Origin of the sequence: Sulfitobacter sp. HI0129 (genome assembly GCF_001635395.1) — a bacterium.
Lineage (GTDB): Bacteria > Pseudomonadota > Alphaproteobacteria > Rhodobacterales > Rhodobacteraceae > Sulfitobacter.
The window spans coordinates 1-1484 of the sequence record NZ_LWGH01001127.1; the positions used below are offsets into that span (position 1 = coordinate 1).

Sequence of the window (1484 nt, forward strand, 5' to 3'; positions counted from 1 at the left end):
CGCGGCGCTTGGATTTGCCGCGCTGGCTGAATTGATCGAGGCGGTCCTGGAGATCGGGAGGGGTTTGATCGGCCATGGTCAGTTGCTCACGTTGATCGCGCTTTCGTCGCGCGCGGCACAGATCGCCTCGTCGCCGATGCGCAGCGTCCAGTAGGTGTTCACCCCGAGCACTCGGACGGTATTGCCCTGTTGGGTCCAGTTCACCGTATGCTCGTGGCCCTGGTCATCGGCCTTGAAGAGGGCAGGCTGGCGGGCGTTTTCCGGGAAGACGAAATACGTATAGCGCCCGTCGTCATAGATATGGCTGGGGCGGAAATCGCCCTCGCCCGAGACGCGATATGCGTAGTTACGCGGGGCCTCGAACCCTTTGGGCTGGGTGGCGCCCACCGCGCGGCGTTCCTCGCCGGGGTAGCGGAAGCGGACCTCGAAGAACATGCCGGTGCGGCTCGGGATAGATCCTTCGCGCAGGTGAAAGGAATAGGTGCGGCGGTTGGTGATGACCGTCATGTTGGTCGAGGCCTGCGCCACATGCGGCTTGATGGTCAGCACATTGCCGAGCTCCGGGATCGGATCGACCTGGAAGCTCTCGGTGTCACCGACAATCACAGCTTCAAAGCGCTCCCCCGCCCCGAAATGAATCGTGGTTGAATGCTTGAGATCGGTCTCGATACGGTAGACCTGGTTTTCGTTATAGACGGCGGTGCGGATGCGGATATCGAGCGGGCCGCCTTGCGGCGTGGCCTCGGCGTTTGCGGCAACAGGCATGGCAAGCGCTAGGAGGAGCGCGGGAAGGGATTTCATCTTGGTCAGTTCTCCAGGGTCTCGGCGTCGACGCGGTAGGAGGTCACCACGAAGCCCAAAGGGTTGGCCCAGACGTCCTGAAGGCGCTGGCGGGTTTCGGGTTGGAAGTCGTAGCCGACGGTGGCGACATAGGACCGGGTGACGGTGCGGGTGTCGCGGGGGCGGCGGAGCGTGCGGGTGAAGCGGACCTGGGCCACACCGCGCTCGATCTGGTTCACCGATTTGATCACCACCTCGATCTTGGCGTCGCGCCCGTAGACAGTGATCGGGTAGTCTTCGTTGGTGGAGGACCAGAGATCGCGCAGCGTGCGCGCGGCATCTCCGTCCGAGCGGTCGAGGACCGAGTTGATGCGTTGCTCGCCATCGGTCAGGTCATAGGTTTCACGGTCATCAACATAGGCCACGAGATTGGCCTGGATGATGGCGTCACTTTCCGAGAGTGTGAGTGCCTGAACAGCGGCGACCCGGTCCATCTCGCCGGTCTCCTTGTCGACCACGACCACGAAGGTCTCGGTCGTCTTGAGCGGAAAGAGGCTTGCGCCCGCGACCATGCCGGCAACACCAACCAGCACGCCGGCCGCCGCGACGAACCAGGCGAAGCGCTCGCGCCGCCTTGGCCCGTAGATGAAATCCGCCTCGAAAGCGTCGCGATCATGGCTCGCGGAAGGGGTTGTGGTTGTCTT

At 63.3% G+C, this 1484-nt stretch carries 2 protein-coding genes; both read right to left on the bottom strand.

From position 1 onward, the window contains the following. Window positions 1-78 precede the first annotated feature (78 nt). Window positions 79-801: a TrbG/VirB9 family P-type conjugative transfer protein gene (locus A3764_RS23655; RefSeq protein ID WP_067267176.1), complete on the bottom strand. Its 723-nt coding sequence runs from the start codon at window positions 799-801 to the stop codon at window positions 79-81. 5 nt (window positions 802-806) lie between these two features. Further along, the coding region (locus A3764_RS23660; protein WP_236628319.1) for a virB8 family protein at window positions 807-1484 on the bottom strand (678 nt) is incomplete at its 5' end.

Coding starts and splice junctions, on each gene's coding strand:
- A3764_RS23655 (WP_067267176.1), bottom strand. CDS start 801: ATGAAATCCCTTCCCGCGCTCCTCCTAGCGCTTGCCATGCCTGTTGCC.